The 21,381-nt window shown below is 42.4% G+C and carries 25 protein-coding genes; 24 read left to right on the forward strand and 1 reads right to left on the reverse strand.

All coding sequences use genetic code 11. The features are described from left to right. The first annotated feature begins 8 nt into the window (after window positions 1-8). The 14 genes from mobB (at window position 9) to AC1TO8_RS08045 (ending at window position 13,442) form a co-directional block, all read left to right on the forward strand. Complete coding sequence (gene mobB, locus AC1TO8_RS07980) at window positions 9-575, forward strand: molybdopterin-guanine dinucleotide biosynthesis protein B (RefSeq protein WP_482055042.1); 567 nt, start codon at window positions 9-11, stop codon at window positions 573-575. Window positions 576-699: 124 nt separating this feature from the next. After that, on the forward strand, window positions 700-4,380 hold the full coding sequence (locus AC1TO8_RS07985; RefSeq protein ID WP_482055043.1) for a nitrate reductase subunit alpha: 3,681 nt from the start codon (window positions 700-702) through the stop codon (window positions 4,378-4,380). Further along, window positions 4,370-5,839: a nitrate reductase subunit beta gene (narH, locus tag AC1TO8_RS07990; RefSeq protein ID WP_482055044.1), complete on the forward strand. Its 1,470-nt coding sequence runs from the start codon at window positions 4,370-4,372 to the stop codon at window positions 5,837-5,839. The genes AC1TO8_RS07985 and narH overlap by 11 nt, the downstream gene beginning before the upstream one ends. A 6-nt stretch (window positions 5,840-5,845) precedes the next feature. Continuing rightward, window positions 5,846-6,550 (forward strand): nitrate reductase molybdenum cofactor assembly chaperone, encoded by a 705-nt coding sequence (narJ, locus tag AC1TO8_RS07995; RefSeq protein ID WP_482055045.1) that lies wholly within the window; start codon window positions 5,846-5,848, stop codon window positions 6,548-6,550. Further along, window positions 6,550-7,230, forward strand: coding sequence for a respiratory nitrate reductase subunit gamma (gene narI, locus AC1TO8_RS08000; protein ID WP_482055046.1), 681 nt, complete (start codon window positions 6,550-6,552; stop codon window positions 7,228-7,230). The genes narJ and narI overlap by 1 nt, the downstream gene beginning before the upstream one ends. Before the next feature lie 14 nt (window positions 7,231-7,244). Continuing rightward, window positions 7,245-7,841, forward strand: a complete 597-nt coding sequence (gene mobA / locus AC1TO8_RS08005) for a molybdenum cofactor guanylyltransferase (RefSeq protein WP_482055047.1) — start codon at window positions 7,245-7,247, stop codon at window positions 7,839-7,841. Between the two features lie 17 nt (window positions 7,842-7,858). After that, complete coding sequence (locus AC1TO8_RS08010) at window positions 7,859-8,896, forward strand: ThiF family adenylyltransferase (RefSeq protein ID WP_482055048.1); 1,038 nt, start codon at window positions 7,859-7,861, stop codon at window positions 8,894-8,896. Window positions 8,897-8,914: 18 nt separating this feature from the next. Further along, window positions 8,915-9,145, forward strand: a complete 231-nt coding sequence (locus AC1TO8_RS08015) for a MoaD/ThiS family protein (protein WP_482055049.1) — start codon at window positions 8,915-8,917, stop codon at window positions 9,143-9,145. 5 nt (window positions 9,146-9,150) lie between these two features. Further along, window positions 9,151-9,636 carry a cyclic pyranopterin monophosphate synthase MoaC gene (moaC, locus tag AC1TO8_RS08020; RefSeq protein ID WP_482055263.1) on the forward strand — a complete coding sequence of 162 codons (486 nt, stop codon included), beginning with the start codon at window positions 9,151-9,153 and terminating at the stop codon, window positions 9,634-9,636. A 22-nt stretch (window positions 9,637-9,658) separates the two neighbouring features. Then, complete coding sequence (locus AC1TO8_RS08025; protein ID WP_482055050.1) at window positions 9,659-10,132, forward strand: molybdenum cofactor biosynthesis protein MoaE; 474 nt, start codon at window positions 9,659-9,661, stop codon at window positions 10,130-10,132. Between the two features lie 46 nt (window positions 10,133-10,178). After that, window positions 10,179-11,186, forward strand: a complete 1,008-nt coding sequence (gene moaA / locus AC1TO8_RS08030) for a GTP 3',8-cyclase MoaA (protein WP_482055051.1) — start codon at window positions 10,179-10,181, stop codon at window positions 11,184-11,186. Window positions 11,187-11,199: 13 nt separating this feature from the next. Then, window positions 11,200-12,009 carry a molybdate ABC transporter substrate-binding protein gene (modA, locus tag AC1TO8_RS08035; protein ID WP_482055052.1) on the forward strand — a complete coding sequence of 270 codons (810 nt, stop codon included), beginning with the start codon at window positions 11,200-11,202 and terminating at the stop codon, window positions 12,007-12,009. 38 nt (window positions 12,010-12,047) lie between these two features. Continuing rightward, the gene (modB, locus tag AC1TO8_RS08040; protein ID WP_482055053.1) at window positions 12,048-12,671 is read left to right on the forward strand and encodes a molybdate ABC transporter permease subunit; all 624 of its coding nucleotides are present in this window, start codon (window positions 12,048-12,050) and stop codon (window positions 12,669-12,671) included. Between the two features lie 48 nt (window positions 12,672-12,719). Then, window positions 12,720-13,442 (forward strand): YwiC-like family protein, encoded by a 723-nt coding sequence (locus AC1TO8_RS08045; protein ID WP_482055054.1) that lies wholly within the window; start codon window positions 12,720-12,722, stop codon window positions 13,440-13,442. Window positions 13,443-13,448: 6 nt separating this feature from the next. Here AC1TO8_RS08045 and AC1TO8_RS08050 read toward each other — a convergent pair whose 3' ends face one another. Then, window positions 13,449-13,967, reverse strand: a complete 519-nt coding sequence (locus AC1TO8_RS08050) for a MogA/MoaB family molybdenum cofactor biosynthesis protein (RefSeq protein WP_482055055.1) — start codon at window positions 13,965-13,967, stop codon at window positions 13,449-13,451. 205 nt (window positions 13,968-14,172) lie between these two features. Between AC1TO8_RS08050 and AC1TO8_RS08055 the strand changes: the two genes are divergently transcribed. The 10 genes from AC1TO8_RS08055 to qcrB all read left to right on the forward strand — a co-directional run bounded on the left by AC1TO8_RS08055 (window position 14,173) and on the right by qcrB (window position 21,372). Then, window positions 14,173-15,414 (forward strand): MFS transporter, encoded by a 1,242-nt coding sequence (locus AC1TO8_RS08055; protein WP_482055056.1) that lies wholly within the window; start codon window positions 14,173-14,175, stop codon window positions 15,412-15,414. Between the two features lie 41 nt (window positions 15,415-15,455). Further along, window positions 15,456-15,944 carry a competence protein ComJ gene (gene comJ, locus AC1TO8_RS08060; RefSeq protein ID WP_482055057.1) on the forward strand — a complete coding sequence of 163 codons (489 nt, stop codon included), beginning with the start codon at window positions 15,456-15,458 and terminating at the stop codon, window positions 15,942-15,944. 159 nt (window positions 15,945-16,103) lie between these two features. Then, a complete protein-coding gene (locus AC1TO8_RS08065; protein WP_482055058.1) occupies window positions 16,104-16,697 on the forward strand; it encodes an RNA polymerase sigma factor in 594 nt (197 codons plus the stop codon). Then, window positions 16,694-17,284, forward strand: a complete 591-nt coding sequence (locus AC1TO8_RS08070) for an anti-sigma factor family protein (RefSeq protein ID WP_482055059.1) — start codon at window positions 16,694-16,696, stop codon at window positions 17,282-17,284. Before AC1TO8_RS08065 ends, AC1TO8_RS08070 begins: the two co-directional genes overlap by 4 nt. Before the next feature lie 35 nt (window positions 17,285-17,319). After that, the gene (locus AC1TO8_RS08075; protein ID WP_482055060.1) at window positions 17,320-17,904 is read left to right on the forward strand and encodes a histidine phosphatase family protein; all 585 of its coding nucleotides are present in this window, start codon (window positions 17,320-17,322) and stop codon (window positions 17,902-17,904) included. 237 nt (window positions 17,905-18,141) lie between these two features. Further along, window positions 18,142-19,251, forward strand: a complete 1,110-nt coding sequence (locus tag AC1TO8_RS08080; protein ID WP_482055061.1) for a hypothetical protein — start codon at window positions 18,142-18,144, stop codon at window positions 19,249-19,251. Between the two features lie 19 nt (window positions 19,252-19,270). Continuing rightward, window positions 19,271-19,450 carry an IDEAL domain-containing protein gene (locus tag AC1TO8_RS08085; protein ID WP_482055062.1) on the forward strand — a complete coding sequence of 60 codons (180 nt, stop codon included), beginning with the start codon at window positions 19,271-19,273 and terminating at the stop codon, window positions 19,448-19,450. A gap of 75 nt (window positions 19,451-19,525) precedes the next feature. Continuing rightward, a complete protein-coding gene (locus AC1TO8_RS08090; RefSeq protein WP_482055063.1) occupies window positions 19,526-19,966 on the forward strand; it encodes a DUF2487 family protein in 441 nt (146 codons plus the stop codon). Window positions 19,967-20,138: 172 nt separating this feature from the next. Continuing rightward, window positions 20,139-20,684 carry a QcrA and Rieske domain-containing protein gene (locus AC1TO8_RS08095; protein WP_482055064.1) on the forward strand — a complete coding sequence of 182 codons (546 nt, stop codon included), beginning with the start codon at window positions 20,139-20,141 and terminating at the stop codon, window positions 20,682-20,684. Window positions 20,685-20,700: 16 nt separating this feature from the next. Beyond that, on the forward strand, window positions 20,701-21,372 hold the full coding sequence (gene qcrB, locus AC1TO8_RS08100) for a menaquinol-cytochrome c reductase cytochrome b subunit (protein ID WP_438351245.1): 672 nt from the start codon (window positions 20,701-20,703) through the stop codon (window positions 21,370-21,372). Window positions 21,373-21,381 lie beyond the last annotated feature (9 nt).

Consider the following 21,381-nt stretch of genomic DNA (forward strand, 5'->3'; position numbering starts at 1 on the left):
AGAACCTAATGTCAGTGAATTTAAGTTTGGATGATACATCCCCATCATTACCCTTACCAGTGCTACAAATTGTAGGCTTCAAAAATAGTGGCAAGACAACACTTGCATGTAAGCTGATCGCAGCACTTGCGTCTTCTGGGTTAAGGGTCGGTTCGGCGAAGCATGATGCCCACCGATTCCAACTAGATGAACTTGGAACGGATAGTAGTAAGCACCTAACACATGGGGCTGTGGAAACAGTCCTCACTTCAAATACCGCTACCCGCTGGATGCGCCAGGAGCCGACGACGTTACCGGAAATTGCTGAATTGTTGAACGGTCGGGTTGATATTCTGATTGCAGAAGGATTTAAAAATGCACCATACCCCAAAATCGCACTCATACGAGAGTCGGAGCAAATGGAGGCTCTGCTTCAAGAGACAACTGACGTACGTCTGTGGGTCAGTTGGTTGAATCCAAAGAAATTCCGCAATACTCCAATCATCTCCATTCATGACGAGGAGGCTGTCCTGAACAGCGTGTGCTCGCTCGCCATATCTTTACTCCCCTCCAACATTAAACCATTAAAAATGTAGATTGATGTCAGGATTTTATCAAAACTAGGGAAATCCCTTGAAAGAATGAGGGTTTTCCCCTCTCTTTTATGCCAACTGTAAAGTCTACAATGATAAGTAGAATAAGGCGTAAGGAGATGAATGAATGAAGAAGCACAACCCACTACTGCAAAAGCTTACATTTTTCCGCAAGCGAGAAAAGAATGCTGAAGGATGGAGCGAAGTATCAACGGCTGATCGTTCTTGGGAAGACATGTACCGTAATCGGTGGTCGCATGATAAAGTCGTTCGTTCTACACATGGTGTCAATTGCACAGGATCATGTAGCTGGAAAATATTCGTCAAGAACGGCATTGTTACTTGGGAATCACAACAGACGGATTATCCGACAACCGGTCCTGACATGCCAGAATTTGAACCACGTGGCTGTCCTCGTGGAGCAAGCTTCTCTTGGTATCTGTATAGTCCACTTCGGGTGAAATATCCTTATATTCGTGGCAAATTACTTCATATGTGGCGAGAAGCTCGTCAGTTTTCGAGTGATCCTGTTAAGGCTTGGGCTTCTATTGTTGAGGATGAAGATAAGAAACTTATCTATAAATCCGCCCGAGGAAAGGGTGGGATGGTTCGCGCATCTTGGGAAGAGGTCACTGAGATTATTTCTGCGTCTTTACTGTATACGATCAAACAATATGGTCCAGACCGAATCTTTGGATTCTCGCCCATTCCAGCGATGTCGATGATTAGCTATGCAGCTGGTTCCCGTTTTCTGTCTTTGATCGGTTCACCATTGCTTAGCTTCTACGATTGGTACGCGGATCTACCGCCAGCTTCACCACAAATCTGGGGTGACCAGACAGACGTACCTGAGAGCAGCGATTGGTACAATTCAAGCTATTTGCTTGTATGGGGTTCTAACCTTCCGATGACGAGAACACCAGATGCTCATTTCATGACTGAAGCACGCTATCGTGGAACGAAGGTCGTATCGATCAGTCCGGATTATGCGGAATTCGTCAAATTTGCCGACAAGTGGCTTCAAGCGAAGCAAGGTACTGATGGAGCACTGGCAATGGCGATGGGTCATGTTATTTTGAAAGAGTTCTATGTGTTACAACGTACGGAGTATTTCGAGAATTACTCGAAAAAATATACAGATTTCCCATTTCTCATTATATTGCAAGAGCAAGAGGGCATCTGTACAGCAGATCGCTTCTTAACGGCGAAGGATTTAGGTATCGAGACGAATAATGCGGAATGGAAAACGGTACTTATCGATGAGAATACAGGTGAACTTCATATTCCAAATGGATCGATTGGATCTCGCTGGGGTGAGGATGGGAAATGGAACCTGAATCCAATCGATACGATCACGGGTGAAGATATCAGTCCTCAGCTTGGCCTAGGTCAGACAGCGAATGGAAATGTAGATATTAGCCTGCCTTACTTTGATGACGATGGCAAAACGATTATAACTCGTAGCATTCCGTTCAAGACGGTTACAGGTGCGGATGGTTCTACGATTAGAGTGACATCCGTCTTTGATCTAATGTTAGCGCAATATGGTGTGAATGCATCTGGTGAAGGCAGTTACGATGATGCAGATACAGCCTATACGCCAGCATGGCAGGAGGCCATTACAGGCGTTGATCGGGAGTCTATCATTCAAATTGCTCGTGAATTTGCAACCAATGCCATTGAAAGTCAAGGTCGTTCGATGATTATCGTCGGTGCAGGAATCAACCACTGGTATAACTCCGATACGATCTATCGCAGCATTCTGAACTTGGTATTAATGACAGGATGCCAAGGTGTTAATGGCGGAGGCTGGGCTCACTATGTTGGACAGGAGAAGCTACGTCCAGCAGAAGGTTGGGCTACCGTTGCCTTTGCAAGAGATTGGACGATGCCTGCTCGTCAAATGAACGGGACATCCTTCTTTTACTTTGCAACGAATCAATGGCGGTTCGAATCGAATCCGGTAGAAGGACATACCTCAGCGCTTGTGGATAAAGCACGCTATTCGCATTATGCCGATTATAATGTGCTCGCATCCAGACTTGGCTGGTTACCATCTTATCCGCAGTTCGATGAGAACCCACTTGATCTTGTGAGTCAAGCCAATGCCACTGGTGCAACAACACCAGAAGAAATATCACAGTATGTGGCGCAGCAATTAAAGGATCGAAAAATGAAGTTTGCCATGGAAGATCCAGACGCGGAAGTGAATCATCCGAAAGTGATGTTCGTATGGCGTGCGAACCTGATCTCAAGTTCAGGTAAAGGTCATGAATACTTCTTGAAGTACTTACTTGGTGCGCACAATGGTCTACTTAATGATGATACGAATACCATTCGTCCTGAAGAAATTACGTGGAGAGATGAAGCGGCAGAAGGCAAACTTGATCTGATGGTTAATATTGATTTCCGGATGTCAGGTACGGCTGTCTATTCAGATATCGTACTTCCCGCAGCGACATGGTATGAGAAGAGTGATCTGTCATCAACAGATATGCATCCATTTATACATCCATTCAACCCAGCAGTGCCACCATTGTGGGAATCACGATCGGATTGGGAAACGTTCAAGACGATTGCCAAAAGTTTCTCTGAAATGGCAGAAGGTCAATTTGATGGACCGCAACAGGATATCGTCTCTGTACCTTTGTTGCATGATACGCCTGACGAGTTGGCGCAACCATACGGTAAAATACGCGATTGGAGTAGGCAAGAAATCGAAGCCATTCCAGGTAAAACGATGCCGAAGTTTGTTATCGTGGAGCGGGATTATGCACAAGTGTATAAGAAGATGATCTCGCTTGGACGACAAGTGAAGGACAAACCTTATGGAATTAAAGGAATGAATTGGTCAGCGGATGATGAATATGAGCTGTTAAAGAAACTCAACGGTGTAGTCGATGAGCCGGGTGTGAGCGAAGGTTGTCCGAAGTTAGTAACTGACCTCCATATGGCAGAGGCGATTATGACGTTATCTTCAACAAGCAATGGGAAGATGGCTGTTAAGGCGTGGGAATCGCTGGAGAAGAAGACGGCACTGAAGCTGAAGGACTTAGCTGAGGATCGTGAGGACGAGCGCTTTACTTTTGCCCAGATTACAGCACAGCCAAAGACTGTCATAACTTCCCCTGCATTTAGCGGAACGGAACAGCATGGTCGGAGATACTCACCATTTACAACGAATGTGGAGCGAATGATTCCATATCGCACGTTGACAGGACGGCAACATTTCTTCGTCGATCATGAGATGTTAACGGAATTCGGTGAGAATATGGCGATCTTCAAGCCAACACTGAAACATGCACCATTCCATACCGCTAAGGAGAGACCGAGTGTGAAAGGCAAAGAGATCGTATTGAATTTCATGACTCCGCACAGTAAATGGTCGATCCATAGTATGTATTATGACTCCCTTCCAATGCTCACATTGTTCCGCGGAGGTCCTACGATTTGGATGAATAAGGATGACGCAGCGGATACGGATATTAAGGATAATGATTGGATTGAATGCTTTAACCAGAATGGTGCGGTTGTTGCTCGTGCAGTTGTGACGCACCGGATGCCACGAGGAATGTGCTTCATGTATCATGCTCAGGATCGGACAATCAACGTTCCCGCAACGGATGTAACATCGACACGGGGGGGAACACATAACAGCCCTACAAGGATTCACGTGAAGCCGACACATATGATCGGTGGATATGCACAGCTAAGCTACGGCTTCAATTATTATGGTCCTACTGGTAACCAACGTGACTTGAATGTTGTGATACGTAAACTTACGGAGGTGAATTGGCTTGAGGATTAAAGCGCAGATTGGTATGGTCATGAACTTAGATAAATGTATCGGATGCCATACATGTTCCGTTACATGTAAGAATACTTGGACTAACCGTAAGGGTGCCGAATATATGTGGTTCAATAACGTCGAGACGAAGCCTGGAATCGGATACCCGAAAGAATGGGAGAATCAAGACAAATATAAAGGCGGCTGGGAGCTTAAGAAGGGCAAACTGGAACTTAAATCTGGAAGCCGTGCCAAACGGTTGATTAATATTTTCCATAACCCAGATCAACCTACGATAGATGATTATTACGAACCTTGGGATTATGAATATGAGAAATTAAATCAAACGAAAGAGCGTAAGCACCAACCTGTAGCACGCCCGAAATCGCAAATTACGGGGGAGCATATGGAAATAAAGTGGGGGCCGAACTGGGAGGATGATCTGGCAGGGGTTCACGAAACAGGCTTGCGTGATCCTAATATGGCTGGACTTGAAGAATCGGTTCGTATGGAGTTCGAACAGGTGTTCATGATGTATCTCCCACGAATCTGTGAACATTGCATCAATCCATCTTGCGTCTCAAGCTGTCCTTCAGGTGCGATGTATAAACGTGAGGAAGATGGTATCGTCTTGGTGGATCAAGATGCTTGCCGTTCATGGAGATTCTGCGTAACGAGTTGCCCTTATAAAAAAGTGTATTTCAACTGGGAAACGAATAAGGCTGAGAAGTGCACACTCTGTTTCCCACGGATAGAGCAAGGTCTACCAACGGTTTGTTCTGAAACATGTGTTGGTCGGATTCGTTATCTAGGCGTGATGTTCTATGACGCAGATCGTGTTGAGGAGGCTGCTTCGGTAGAGGATGAACAGAAGTTATACGAAGCGCAACTTGATATTTTCTTAGACCCATTTGATCCTGAAGTGATCGCAGCAGCGCGTGAAGCGGGCATACCGGAAGATTGGGTTGATGCTGCTCAGCGCTCTCCTATTTATAAAATGGCAGTAGAATGGAAAATTGCCCTTCCGCTTCACCCGGAATACCGAACGATGCCAATGGTGTGGTACGTTCCACCGCTTAGTCCAATTACGAATTTGGTTGAAGGGAAAGGTGCGGTAGCGACAGAGGATGATATTTTCCCAGCGATTGATGATATGCGTATTCCTGTTCAATATTTAGCGAATCTATTAACAGCAGGTGATACAGAGATTATCAAGACTGTGCTTAAGAAGATGGCCATCATGCGAACTCATATGCGTTCACGCAATCTGAAGAAAGAACCTAATCTTGAACTACTGGAAAGTTTCGGCTTGACAGCGAAGGAAGTAGAAGAGATGTATCGTTTACTAGCCATTGCGAAGTATGAAGATCGGTTTGTTATTCCATCAGCGCATCGTGAAGAAATTGCTGACCTGTATACCGAGCAAGGAGCATGCGGATTTACAAATATGGCGGGCGGACCAGGCCCGTGCGGAGGATGATCTTAAATGAAGGATATGACGCTCCGTTCGAGTTGGATGATGATGTCGTTTCTGTTGCAATATCCAGATATTGAGTGGCAGGAGTCAGCAGATGAGATGTTCGTTGATTGGTGTCACCTGCTTCAGGAAGATGATGCCAATAGCGTAGAGATGCTCAAGAGTTTGGCTAGTGATTGTATTGCCGAGTTCGTCGGTATGGACTCGGAGACGATCACTCAGAATTATGTGAGAACATTCGATTTCAGTAAAAAAGCTAATCTATATTTAACTTACGGTCAGCTCGGTGAGGAACGTGAGCGGGGGCCTGCTTTGCTTAAACTGAAACAAATTTATGAGGAAGAAGACATGCTCTTAACTAGTGAAGAACTCCCTGATTATTTGCCACTCGTGCTGGAGTATGTAGCCGTAGCAGAAGAGGATAAAGGTATTTCCTTACTGATCTCCTTCCGTAAAGCGCTAGAAACGGTTCAGGATGCGCTTACTGCAGCGGAAAGTCCATATCGCCATGTGCTTGCAGGTATATTGATGTTGATCGATCAATCGTCCGTGAAGGAAGGTACTTTCCATTTCGATGCTTCTATCGCTTATAGCGGGAATGATGCGGGATCGGGTGGTTGTGGTCCGGGTCCGATGTGGGCTGCTGCAGGATATGGCGGAGGTTCACCTTTTGGCAATCAAGAGGTGAATCGCGTAGATCGGGGGCAATCGTAATGTCGACGGGCAGCCAGTTTCTATGGGTTATTTATCCGTATATGATTGTTATCATTTTCTTCCTTGGACTGTATTATCGCTACCAGACCGACCAATTCGGCTGGACAGCCAAATCAAGTGAAATATTAGAAAAGAAGATGCTGCGCTATGGAAGTATTCTATTTCATGTCGGTATTATGCTTGTATTATTCGGGCATATAGGTGGGCTTCTCATCCCGAAAGCTTGGCTTGAAGCGATTGGAATCAGTGATCATTTCTATCATTCGATGGCAATTTATGCTGGCGGTCTTGCAGGTGTTCTAACTTTGGCGGGATGTCTAATTCTTCTATATCGTCGCTTATCTAATCCACGTGTACGTAAGACAAGTAGCTTCGGCGATATGTTATCTATCATTTTGTTAACGATTATCGTTGTAGTTGGGATGGCTGCAACGATATTTAATGCAACAGGCAATACCGATTTTGATTATCGCGAGACGATATCACCGTGGATACGTGGTGTTCTGACTTTTTCGCCAGATGGTACGTTGATGAGTGATGTTCCGCTTATTTTCAAAATACATGTGATGCTGGGTCTAGCTCTCTTCGCAGTATTTCCGTTTACTAGACTTGTCCACATGCTGAGTATGCCTATCCAATATTTAAGACGAAGTTATGTGCTGTACCGCAAGCGGAAATAAAGGGTGGTGTTCCCATGGTGACTGGCGTCATATTGGCGGGTGGCCGTAATTCGCGAATGAACGGATACAATAAGGCGTTGTTACCCATTATGGGAGAACGGCTTATTGAACGGCAAGTACGAATGATGCGAACCATTTGCCAAGAAATAATCATCGTAACACCTGAACCTGCTGTATATACAAAACTTTCACTAGGAGAAATTGTGTATCTTTCCGATGTTTATGCTAGCCAAGGACCATTGACAGGGATCCATACGGCTTGTTTGAAAATACAGACAGAATTTGCTTGGGTGATGGGATGCGATTACCCTAATCTATCTACTCATGCAGCGCAACTGATGGTCAATCGATTGCAGCAGAGTCATTATGCTGCTGCAATACCTGTCATAGGCGGTAAGCATCAAATGCTTCATGGGGTCTATCGATCTGAAGCAGTGCTATGTCCCATCATCCATCTGATCGAAACGAAGCAGTATCGGCTCTCAGCGCTGTTGGAATTGATTAAATGGCTGGAACTTAAAGAATCCGATTGGTGTGCTCATGGTATCCCACTTGATTTCACCCAGGATGTCGATACGCCAGAGCAGTATTTGGCTATGTTGAGAGATTGAATGAGGAGGATACCGGTATGCGCAGTGAAAGATATATGAGACAACAAAGCTTCCCATCGATTGGTTCTTCTGGGCAAATCGAACTTGAGAATAAACATGTTCTGATTGTGGGAGCTGGGGCGCTTGGTTCCGGTAACGCAGAAATATTAGCTCGTTCAGGCGTTGGCAAGATTACGATTATCGATCGCGACTATGTGGAGTGGAGCAATCTACAGAGACAGTCACTATATAGCGAGCAGGATGCCGAGGAACAATTGCCCAAAGCAGTGGCGGCAGCTCGGCGACTTCAAGATATTAATTCTACCATCAACATTGAGGCGCATGTGTTGGATTGTACGGCAGCTGATTTGGCTCGTTTCGTTGAGTCGTCTAAGGTGGACTTGATGATAGATGCGACGGATCACTTTTCCATTCGTTATATGATCAACGACGTTGCCTACAAATATAACATTCCATGGATATACGGTGCTTGTTCGGGAAGTTATGGTGTAATGTGTTGTTTCCTACCTGATCAGCCAACTCCGTGCCTGCACTGTTTATTATCTAGGATGCCTCACTCAGCGGCGAATTGTGAAGTGAATGGAATCATTGCACCTGCAGTACAAATGGTCGTATCCATGCAATCTGCTGAAGCTTTGAAATGGCTGACGGGAAATCAAGAGAGTATGTCCAATCAATATCAGGTGTTCGATTTATGGTCCAATCTGTTCCAATCCATCAAGGTTAGTACAGGTCTAAGGCGAGAAGAATGTTTAACTTGTGGCAATTCTCCAACGTACCCTTATATGCAAGAGGATGATTCGCCGAGAACAGAAGTATTATGTGGTAGATCAACGGTATGGATTCGCCCTTCCCGTGTATCACCATTAAATATGGATCAATTGATTATTGCTGCACAGAAGCGAAGTGATCAGGTGACCCATAATCCGTATTTAGTTCAGATCCATGAAGAGAGCTATCGTCTCGTTATATTTAAGGATGGCAGAGCATTGATTCATGGGACGGCGGATCCAGAGTTGGCTAAGGAATTATACTATCGTTACATTGGTTCATAGCGCAATGGAGGTGGAGAAATGAAAGTGTTATTATTTGCTCATTTGAGAGAAGAATGCGGGGCTTCGAGCCTGTCGTTAGAGCTTGGACCTATTACTGTGACAGACATGCTGGTGGAATTTCAACAACGTTATCCGAACGTATCGATAGGTCAGTCTATGATTGCGGTCAATGAACAATTCGTCGATAGAGATTATCTCATTCAGCCAGATGATATTGTAGCTTTTATACCACCAGTAAGTGGAGGATAACGATGATGAGCGATTCGGATTTCACCCATTTCAATGATCAGGGTCGAGCGCATATGGTGGATGTCAGTGACAAAACAGAGACTCGAAGAATAGCTATCGCCAAAAGCCAAATTCAAATGCGTCCGGAGACGTTAAACAAAATTAGAGAAGGTTCGATCGGCAAGGGTGATGTTCTATCCGTGGCGCAAGTAGCGGGTATTATGGCTGCCAAAAAAACAGCGGACATCATTCCGATGTGTCATCCGTTACCTTTAACAGGGATTGACATCACTTTCGCTGAGGTGGATGTGGAGACTTTGTCTTTTCGCGTAATTGTTAAAACAACCGGTGTTACAGGAGTAGAGATGGAGGCGCTCACGGCTGCCCAAGTCGTCGGATTAACGATTTACGATATGTGCAAAGCCGTGGATAAAGATATGGTTCTCGGTCCCACGTATCTAGAGCGTAAAAGCGGTGGAAAGAGTGGCGACTATGCCCGTCATGCCATTTAGCATGGAGAGGGGTGAAAGTAAGATGAACGAGTCAAGGTATGTCATTACCGATCAGCCTATCATTCCGGAAGAAGTAACAAGTAAAGTCAAGCGACGGGAAGCGGGAGCCATTACGCTGTTCTTAGGTACGGTTCGCGAGATTACTTACGGTAAACGAACGCTTTATCTAGAATATGAAGCCTATCCTTCGATGGCCATCGCTCAATTAGAGCGGATTGGACAGGAAGTGCGCGAACGATGGCCAGATAGCGAAACAGCTGTTACTCATCGGGTAGGGCATTTGGATATTTCCGATATTGCCGTTGTTATTGCTGTATCCTCTCCACATCGGAAGACAGCTTATGAAGCGAATGAATATATCATCGAACGTATCAAACAGATCGTGCCAATCTGGAAGAAAGAACAGTGGGAAGATGGCTCAGAGTGGATTGGAGATCAATTAGGACACAATGCATATCCAGATGGACAGCCGCAAATAGAAGCAGGGAATGAATGATCATAATGCGACGTCATTGTCACGCTTTCGAAAGGGGAATAAGCATATGGAGGTTTCATCATTAATCGATCCATTCGGACGGAAACATGATTACTTGCGCATATCGGTCACAGACCGTTGTAATTTACGTTGTATCTATTGTATGCCAGAAGAAGGAATGGAATTTGAGCCAGCAGGACATCTCTTAACTTATGAAGAAATTACCGAAGTAGTCAGAGTGCTAGCAGGAATGGGAGTACGCAAATTACGTTTGACAGGTGGAGAGCCGCTTGTTCGTAAAGAATTAGACGTCCTTATAGGAATGCTTGCCCAAATACCAGGTATTGAGGATATCGCACTAACTACGAATGGGATATTTCTAGCTCCAAGAGCAGAGCGCTTGAAGGAAGCAGGATTATCCCGTGTGAATATCAGTCTGGATTCTTTGCAAGCGGATCGTTTCAAGTCGATTACACGTGGTGGCGATATTAATAAAGTACTAGCGAGCATTGATGAATGTTTGAGAGTAGGACTTTCACCGATTAAATTGAATGTCGTGCTGATGAAAGGAATCAACGATGATGAAATCGCGGACTTTCTTGCGCTGACATTGGAACGAGATATTAGCGTGCGCTTTATCGAATATATGCCCATTGGTCACCATGATTCACAGTGGAAAAGTTTATACCAGCCTTTACAACAAGTATTTGACGTGTGCACGGACAATCATTGGACATTCGATCCTGTATCATCGCTTCAAGGTAATGGACCTTCGGATAATTATAGACTGCATGGGGCTAAGGGAAGCTTCGGTCTCATTCATCCGATTAGTAATCATTTCTGCCAAACATGTAATCGACTCCGTCTTACAGCGGATGGATATATTAAACCTTGTCTGGCATGGTCTGAGCAATTCCAAGTTCGCCGAGTGATTGGCGATGATGAAGCCATTCGTCAATTGTTTATGGAAGCTCTTGGCACCAAGCCAGAAACTCATGAAATGTCTAAGCATTTACTAGACGAACAGACGACTCAGACTCCGACTATTCGAAGAATGTCACAAATTGGCGGATAAGGAGGCTATAATAATGAAAAAAATGATTAACCATATGATGTTATTTATGTTGCTAGCTGTCATGTTAATATCATTGTTTGGTTGTAATACGGCAACAGTAGCACCTGAAAAGGTAGAATTAACGATCTCAGCTGCAGCCAGTTTGACGGATGCCTTGAATGAAATACAAACAGCTTATGAGTTGGAGAATGAGAATATTAAGCTTCACTTTAACTTTGGTGCATCGGGTGCTCTGAAGCAACAGATTGAGCAAGGAGCTCCAACAGATTTATTCCTATCCGCATCAACGAAGGTGATGAATGAGCTAGTCCAGGAGCAATTCATCGAAGAGGCTCAGCAAATGAATGTTCTAATGAATGAACTCGTTGTAATCGTTCCTACAGATAGTAAATTAACGATTGAGAAATCGGAAGATCTATCTGTAGATGGAATTAGCAAGATTGCGCTTGGAATTCCAGAAAGTGTTCCTGCTGGGAACTATGCCAAAGAAGCTTTGGCCCATGATAATGTATGGGAAGCGCTACAGCCGAAGTTAGTTCAAGCGAAAGATGTGCGCCAGGTACTTCAATATGTAGAGACAGGAAATGCAGATATTGGTTTCGTGTACAAAACAGATGCACTATTAACTTCCAATGTGAAAATGGCATATATAGTAGATCCTTCAACGTATACAACTGCGGAATATCCTTTCGGAATCGTAAAAGAGACGAAGCATCAGAAGGAAGCAGAAAATCTATTGTCTTATCTCCAGTCTGAGGAAGCCTTGAATGTATTTACAAAGTATGGATTTACAATATCTGCATCGCAAACGACACAGCCGTGATGAATTGGCAACAGTATTGGGATCCCATAAGGTTGTCTATGCAAGTAGCGTTATTGTCAAGTATAGTAGCAACGATTAGTGGGGTAGCGATCGCATGGTGGATGTCAAGGGCAACATTTAAAGGAAAAGTATTGCTGGAGACAGCATTTATGCTACCACTGGTGCTTCCGCCAACGGTAGTGGGTTTTTTTCTATTAGTGTCATTGGGGAGAAGAAGTATCATCGGTCGCATTATGGAGTGGATCTTTTCGGCACCGATTATTTTTTCATGGTGGGCAGCTGTAATAGCCTCTATTGTAGTTTCGTTTCCGCTTGTATATCAAACGATGAGACTGGGATTTTCCTCAGTAGACAAAGATTTGAAAGAAGCAGGTCGTTCGGCAGGGGCTAATGAATGGCAGCTTTTTTGGCATATTTGTTTACCATTAGCGGTTCCATCTGTTCTCACAGCTTATATCCTTAGCTTCGCACGTGGATTGGGTGAATTCGGAGCTACATTAATGATAGCCGGCAATATTCCAGGTAAGACTCAGACTATACCGACAGCTATTTATGTGGCGGTAGACAGTGGGAATAACACGATGGCCTTCGCTTGGGCGGGCTCAATGGTGTTCTTCTCCTTCATGTTGCTACTGCTAACGGGTAGAAGGAAGGATGAATGAAGGGTATAATCTGATGTAATAAATTAGGTAGGATGGAGTGATCATGTAGTGAAGAGAAATATCGTAATTCCCCATGAACATGGTGGATGGGCTATGGTGAGTGTTCCTTTTATAATGGGAATGATGGCAGGTAGACCTCAGTGGTTACACCTGCTACTCTTTTTAGCTTGGTTATTTTTATACTTGGCATCATATCCATTACTACAAGCGATGAAGAAAAAATCGAATCGTGGACGATTTATTAAATGGGGTGTTATATACGCCGTGATTGCCCTAATATGTGTTGGATTACCACTTTATATGTACACGGAGTTATTGTATTTCGCAATTCCACTTGTCGGCTTGCTGCTAGTTAATATTTGGCATGCCAAGCAAAGATCTGAACGTGAGATCGTTAACGACCTCTGCGCTATTATTATCTTTTCACTTGGAGGAGCGGCTGCCTATTTGGTGGGTGGTGGGAGTTGGGACTATACGATGATGGTCGTTATTTTGTTTAACTTTTTATATTTTACAGGCACTGTATTTTTCGTGAAATCTGTCTTTCGCAAAAGAGGAGATAAAAGCTGGCTGATGGCCACTCGCATCTACCATGTGATCCTACTCGTTATACCTTGGATTGTAGGTATCCCATGGATGATGTTGTCGTATAGTCTTGCGCTCATTCGTTCATTCGTATACGGTGGCAAGCAGATGCGCCCGATGAAAGTGGGTATGATTGAAATTGTAAGTGTCGTATTCTTCTTACTGGTATCTATGTTCGCTATTTAGCCGATATTATAGATCTTTATAAATTTCTCTCATAACATGTCGCAGTTCAGGGATAATAATTCTAGTTGTAGCAAGCTTGACCGCCCCCGTCGATCCAGGCATCGAAAAGATGGCTCTATGATTACATACACCTGCGATGGCTCGACTTAGAATAGCTGCTGTTCCGATATCCTCAGTAAAGCTTAAATAGCGAAATAACTCTCCGAATCCATGCATTTCTTTGTCGAGGATATCTGAAACGGCTTCATAAGTCGTATCCCTTAAGGCAATTCCAGTACCGCCATTTAGAAGAATAGCTTCTACGGAAGGATTCTGTATTCCTTCACCAATAACAGACTGAATTTGCTCGTATGAATCGGGTACAATTTGATAGTCTGTTATTTCATATCCAGATAATTCCAAGAGTTCCCTTAATAAGGCGCCGCTTGCATCCGTTTCTGGTGTCCGCGTATCAGAGACTGTTATAATCATACAACGAACAGATGAAGGTGCTTCACTACGGTGGATCTCAACTGATGATAACATGGTAATCAACCTTTCGTTTCTTAAGTCATTTGTATAACTCTTTCATATAGAACTATACAAATTTTGCGTTGATAATTCCAGTTTTGATAGTGTTAGTTACATTCGATAGGATAGCAAAATTAAACTACAAGTTAATATAATGAAAGCATACACAGCTAGATTACGATATTATACATATTACAACATCAGATTAGGGGAGTTATAAATGAAAACTCAACGCAAAAAATTATTCAATAAAAATTATTCTTTACAGTTAGCGACGATATTCATTGGGTTCATTATTTTTGGTGTTTCTGAAAATATTAAGGGACCTGCCATTCCTCGAATACAGATGAGCTTCAATCTTGACGAAATTCAGCTAGGTACATTATTATCACTGAATGCCTTAGGTTATCTTATTGCGTGTTCCTTCACAGCTATATTAACAAGAAAAATAGGAATAAAGTGGGCGAGTATGATTGCCTTTGGATCTATGATTATTTCCGGGATTCTTATTTTTGTTTCCCATACCTATACATTCTTCTCTGCATCTTATTTCTTGATGTACATTGGAAATGGAATGCTTGAGATCGCATTAGCTATACTTGGAGCTCGGATTTTTGTGAAAAATACGGGAACGATGATGAACTTGTCACATTTCTTCTATGGGCTTAGTTCTACGGTCGCACCCTTGCTAGCTTCCGGGTTAATGACGTTAACTATATTCAATCATACATTGGATTGGCGAGGAATGTACCTCGTGATGTTATGTTTATCGGTCATACCTATGATACCGGCGTTGATGAGTCGCTTTCCAGGGGACGATTTATTAGAAGAGGATCGAATTCCGCTAAAAGTATTAATGAGAGACCCGGCATTATGGCTATTAGTTGCAATACTCTCTTTCGGAGTAGTATCAGAGTTGGCAGTGGGTGGCTGGCTGGTCAATTTCCTTGAGAAATCTTACGATTGGAATACAACAGTTGCGGCAGGAATGCTATCCACCTTCTTTCTTTTCTTTTCAGGGGCAAGACTCTTTTTAGGACCTGTTACTGATAAAATAGGGTTTAATCTTTCGATCATCATATTATCAGCATTTGCTGGTATCTGTACTTTTATAGCTATCCTAGCTGGTGAACCAGCTGCTATTTTCTTTGCTGTAGCAGGTATTGGTATTGCACCTATATATCCTACGGTTATGGCCTTTATTGCTAAGAGATACCCTACAGGAAGTGATACAGCGATTACCTTTACTGTGACCATGATGGGAATTGGCAGCGTGATAGGGAATTATCTGATTGGGGCGATTACAGATGGGGTAAAGAATGTATACGGAGTCGATACAGAAATAGGTTTATTACGTGGATTGCAAGCTGGATATGGATTTATTGGATTATGTGCTCTTATATGTTCATTCGCGGGTATGATATTATACAAGTATTTGAAAACACGGAATGAGTTAATATAACTTTGATTCAGAGTGCATACACATATATTAGGAGGATAGAGATGAAGGAAGAAACGCAAAGGATACAGCTTCATATTTCACATCATCAAATTCAAATTCGCTCTAGGATATTTGATGAGACCTTGTGTCAATGGGGGGATGGAAATGTAGAACAGGGGGTTATTATTCATCCTGGATATATTACCTTTGATCCGTTACTCGATGGTAATTTTAAAGCGGAGGTTTGCTTGGTGTTTAAAGAGCAATTTACATTAGGTCGATACACACAGAGATGTTTTGTAGTTCCATTTGAAGTATTAGAACCGGATAAGCTGGAGGTTTTATCTGTGGGTACTGCTATACCTATTCAATTGCCGCTTCATGAGAAAAAATTATACGACTTATATTATGAGGTTTGTGTAGATGAGAACACTTTTTATAAATTAACTTTTGTTCCAGCTGACGTGAAAATACAAGCGATGGTGCTCCAAGATGATGATTGGGGCGGTGAAAGTAACCGAAAATTAAAAGAAGGATATGTAAATATATAATTGGTAATATGGGGGAATCTATCAATCTAACTGACTATCAATGCAGTTTATGTTACAATGTTTTAGGAATGATTGTTGGATTGTTGGGAAATTTGTCTATACATAATGGCTTGAAATGGCACAAATTTAGTGGATGTTTGGCGAGGAGGTCGCATACATATGTCGGATTCCCAGATGATTCGAGAGATTAAAGAGGGGAATGTCGAACTTTTCTCCGTATTAATGCGTCGTTATCAGCGTAAAATACTAGCGTTTGTCTATCATATGCTAAAGAGTTCTAATATGGAGCTTATGGCGGAGGATCTTTGTTCAGAAACATTTTACAAAGCATACCGCAGTCTCCATACATTCAGAGAGGTGGATGCCTCATTCTCCACATGGCTATATACGATCGCTCGGAATACGGTCTTAAGTGAATTGCGTAAACAACGTAGTGTAAATATTCCGCTTGATGAGAGTGGATTTGTTCCTGTTGCACCCTTTGAAGTGGCACCAGAACAAGCGATTCTTCGTAATGAAAAAGTCAATATGGTGAGATCTGCCATCAACAATTTGCCTGAGAAGCAGCGTTCTGCCTTAATTCTAAGAGAATATGATCAATTAGACTATCAGGAGATCGCTAATATACTCGGACAAAGTGTAAGTTCTGTGAAATCGCTTTTATTTCGAGCACGCTCTAGTGTGAAAATACAACTGGAACCTTACTATTATAACGACACTAATGACGAATTCGAAGGGATGACGAACAGATGAAATGCTGTGAGGCTCAGGAATTATTCGGGTTGATGTGGGATATATCCATAGATCATCCGAAGAGGCTTATGTTAGAACAACATATAGCAACCTGTAGCGAGTGTTCAGCTGAATTCGAGCTTTGGGAAGAAAGCCGATTGCTAATGCATGATTTAAGTGATGAATGGACAGAATTAAGATCGGAATCTATCAATCGGCAGGTAATGGATCGGATATTTAGCGAATCTCCGTGGTTGATACAGGATCAGAGTAAGCCATTTGAAGTACCAGTAGCGACAAGACAGAGACTATCAGTATGGATTATTAGTTGCCTTATGTTGTTCTTTATAAGTTTCTTATTTTTTATTAAGCTAGATCCATCTAAATCTAAGATTGAAATCGTATCATCGAATGGTATCTTTCCCACTGAGATTGCAGGAAGTTCTACGGAAGCAACTTATATTATTCCTGAGTTGAATAGCGGAATCATTGAACCTCTGGTGATCAATATGGGTCCTACGCATCCTCTTTATTGGATGGTACTATCTACTATAAGTGTAGCTCTAGCGCTATACTCCCTACGAAGGTTAAGTCGCATTCGTCGTTGATTTAGGAAACGTTATTTGGATTGGAGGATAAGAGGATGAAGATAGGATTGATCCGTCACGGAATTACAGACTGGAACGCATTAGGGAAGATTCAGGGTCAAACGGATATTCCCTTGAATGATGAGGGTAGGGCACAGGCCGTAGCTTTAGGCGAACGACTAAGAGAAGAATCCTATACGTGGGATTCTGTGATTAGCAGCGGACTAACACGTGCAGATGAGACAGGAGCTATTATCGCATCGATATTGTCCATTCCCGTAATGGAACCTGATGAACGACTGTTAGAGCGCTCCTTCGGACAAGTAGAGGGGTTAACAGCTGAGCAACGGGAGAAGAAGTGGGGTAAGGATTGGAATCAGCTAGATCTCGGTCAGGAAAAGGATGAAGACATTCAAGTGCGAGGTCTTGCCTTTTTGGAAGACATGTGGAAAAGGTATCCTGACAGAAATATTCTCGTTATAAGTCACGGCGCTTTTCTTGCCCAATTATATATAGCGATGTACAACGATATATATACGGAGAGAATTGGAAATTTATCATTAACAATTTTGGAGAAAGAGGATTTGAATTGGAAGCCTCTATTATACAATTGTAATCGTCATTTACTGAAGATACAGTAAATTGGGCTGTCCTATAAGTCATAAACTGACTAAGGATAGTCTTTTTTGTTGGCTTAACATCGCGGAATCAGTTGGAGACTCTCGTCATATCAGCTTGTTTCGATTAGAGGGATATTACTCCCACTACCTGAACTCTCCGAACCCCCGATCAATTATGCTGAAGGCGTTTTTCTTTTTTTAGGTATCAAATGAGGAGTAACTACCAATAATGGTACTAAAACGGTGAGGCGATGAACCATGAATCGAACCATGAATCTAGCGGATATGCTCACGTTTGCTGATATTGGGCAGCTGACAACGATTGCAAGCCACTACCAATGCGAATGCAAGCAGAATTCGAAACATGAGTTAATTCAAAGTATTTTAGTGACTTTGAATCATAGGGAATTTATAGGGCAACAGATTCGTTGTCTCTCCGTGGATGATTTGAGATTTCTTAACGCTATTCTGTTCGATGATCGACAATTCTTCAATCTGGAGGAGTTCATTGCAATTATTAGCCAAACTTCCTTTCAGAGCGTAGAGGCAGACAGCTCGAATGTACAGGTGAAGAAATTAAATCCTCGAGACACGATTGCTCGATTCAAAAGAAGTGGTTGGATTTTCAATGGGTTATCACAGGATACAAAGTATCTCTTCCAGATTCCACGCGATCTGAAGGATAGATTCCGCAAGGAATTAGGCGGTTATTTGAAAAGTATGATTATAAGTTCAAGTGAACCAGCGGTCTATCGCGAAGAACAGGCCCTTCTGAAAGAAGATTTGGGATTCTTTCTGCGTTATGTTCAACAGCAGGAGATTGAAATGAATCAGGAGTACACGATGTATCGAAGGAATCAGCAACAGATTATGGACAGTTTTCATATTTCAGAACCTTTGTTATCAAAAGGAGGATGGAGATTTGGATATGGAAGGACCTTTCATGTATATCCAGTTAGATTAGCTTTAATCTATGATTACGCATTCCATAAGGGGTATATTGATGAGTCAGATCATAGATTAAAACTAACAGAGCTAGGGCTGGAATGGTTGGAGCAAGGGGGAAGTGAGGAAATGGTACGAATGGTTCAATTCTGGTTAAGACTGTATAAACGACCGATTCCTAATTTGTCGTCTTTAGTTTATTGGATTGATCAATGTTGTAGTGATTGGGTTACGCTTACATCGTTACATGAGGCTTTAGGCTGGTTGATTAAGCCGTTCTACTACGATACGTCACAGATGATTATGGAAGAACGTGTCATTCAAATGATGATGCATCTAGGGCTTCTCCGCATTGGTGAAAGTGAAGAAAAGGGAATTGTTGTGAAAATGACGGTAAGAGGTAAGGAAATAGTTCAGATCTAAAGTGTGGGGGTGCATTCAATTGGATAAGTTGAAAGTTACTAACGAAGTGATGTTGGGGTTAGCAGCTGAGATGGTCCTAGATGAAGCTGTCCGTATATATCGTAGCGAAGAGGTCTACAAGAAAATTGATATAGCGTTGGCCAACGGAGATAAGGTGGCTTTTACAGAACTTACCGAAGTGCTAAGGACTTTGAAATGAAGAAATGCATCTTTGCATTTCTTCTTTTTTAGGTTAGATTTAAGTTCATATATCATTATAGAAGGGATGAGTATTATGAAGTTTAGCGAAATATCTCCTGAGTCATGGTTAGAACTGCAACCTTACTTAGATACTTGTCTGATTCCTTTTACAGGTCTGACGGGTGTGGAATCTCCTATCGAAGCTACGGCGGCATTGGAAAGATTACGTGATTTGATGGATTTAGTTGAATCTCGTTACAATGGGAGGATGGTCACATACCCTGCATTTCATTATGGAGGACAAGCAAATTGTGAACTATTAAATGATATTTGTCACAAAGTTAAGAAAAGTGGGTTTAAATATGTTATTGTTATGACAGCAGATACCTATTTAGAGTCACCCCAATGTACTCATTCTGACTTAATATTATCACAGCCGAAATTAGAAGAATTACTAGTGGATCAACATTTGTCGCTATCATCTATCATACAAGAAAAAGTAGAAAACCTCTGGAAAAGGAACTGCTTAAGATAAATGTGACAGAATTACGACATTTTGCAGTTAAGAATTTTTTTTGTTGACATGAAAATGAGCATGAATTGTTGACGGTCTTAAGAGGCTAATATATTATTAAGTTGTCTTGGTAATTGGTGTGATAAATATCATTGAATTACTTAATGAACGGGTTGAAAAGGGGGTTGAAGACATGGAGAACAACCAAAATGATCATCAAGAAAAGGAATACCTACCAAATAGTAACAAGGAGATGTCTCGTCGACAATTTCTAACGTATACATTGGGAGGCGCGACAGCCTATATGGCTGCTGGTGCAATATTGCCAATGGTACGATTTGCGGTAGATCCAATTCTGCAGAAGAAGACAGATGAAGATTTCATTAAAGTTGTTGAAGTTAGTAAAATTACTAATGAACCACAAGAGTTTAAATTTGAACTCAAACAACAAGATGGCTGGTATCCAAGTACGGCTAACTTAGTTGCATGGATTCGTAAGGATGAATCCGGTAAGATTTATGCTTTATCTCCCATCTGTAAGCATTTGGGATGTATTGTGGGATGGAATAATAACAAATCATATCCAGACGAGTATCACTGCCCTTGCCACGGAGCTCGTTATACGAAAGTCGGCAAGAACCTATCAGTATCGCCAAAACCACTCGATACTTACAAAATATCGATTGACAATGGATGGGTATATTTAGGAAGTACTGAACCAAATACGGAAGTGAAATAGGAGGCGAATATTTCGGATGTTTAAGAATATCTATAACTGGATTGACGAACGTCTTGATATCACGCCGATATGGAGAGACGTTGCAGACCATGAAGTTCCGGAACATGTTAACCCGGCGCATCACTTTTCTGCATTTGTTTATTGCTTCGGTGGATTGACATTCTTTATTACCGTCATTCAAATTTTGTCAGGTATGTTCCTGACGATGTATTATGTACCCGATATTATGAATGCTTATAACAGTGTTGAGTATTTGCAGACACAGGTTGCGTTTGGTCAAATTGTGCGAGGAATGCATCACTGGGGAGCGAGTTTAGTTATTGTCATGATGTTTCTACATACAATGCGTGTATTCTTTACGGGCTCGTATAAAGCCCCGCGTGAAATGAACTGGGTCGTAGGTATGCTCATCTTTTTCGTTATGTTGGGTCTAGGACTAACAGGTTACTTACTTCCTTGGGATAACAAGGCCTACTTTGCAACGAGAGTAACGATGGAAATCGCAAACTCTGTTCCATATCTAGGGCCTGTTCTGAAAGAATTGATGCAAGGTGGTACGATCGTTGGTGCTCAGACGTTAACTCGATTCTTTGCATTACACGTATTTTTCCTCCCGGCCGTATTGTTAACTCTGTTGGTTGGACATTTCATTATGATCCGCAGACAGGGAATTTCCGGTCCACTATAATAGAAGGGA

The organism is Paenibacillus sp. Y859, from assembly GCF_056786405.1.